Origin of the sequence: Tsukamurella pseudospumae (assembly GCF_001575195.1) — a bacterium.
Classification (GTDB): Bacteria; Actinomycetota; Actinomycetes; order Mycobacteriales; family Mycobacteriaceae; genus Tsukamurella; species Tsukamurella pseudospumae.
In genome coordinates this window covers 1-420 of sequence record NZ_LSRF01000107.1, presented here as the reverse complement: position 1 = coordinate 420, position 420 = coordinate 1, and the positions used below count along the sequence as shown (strand labels likewise).

General features: G+C 57.1%; 1 rRNA gene. It reads right to left on the bottom strand.

Annotated features, from left to right (window positions below):
* Window positions 1-420, bottom strand: a 23S ribosomal RNA gene (locus AXK60_RS25350); the annotation flags it as partial.

Sequence of the window (420 nt, the reverse complement as noted above, 5' to 3'; positions counted from 1 at the left end):
CTGCTGCTTCACCCTGGCCATGGGTAGATCACTCCGCTTCGGGTCCAGACCCGGCGACTCAAACGCCCTATTCGGACTCGCTTTCGCTACGGCTACCCCACAACGGGTTAACCTCGCCACCGAGCACTGACTCGCAGGCTCATTCTTCAAAAGGCACGCCATCACCCCACAACGAGGGCTCTGACGGATTGTAAGCACACGGTTTCAGGTACTATTTCACTCCCCTCCCGGGGTACTTTTCACCTTTCCCTCACGGTACTTGTCCGCTATCGGTCGCAAGGTAGTATTTAGGCTTACCGAGTGGTCTCGGCAGATTCACAGCGAATTTCACGGGCTCGCTGCTACTCGGGTATCCATCACAACAGGCACCGTGTTTTCGGTTACAGGACTCTCACCCTCTCCGGCGGACCGTTCCAGGTC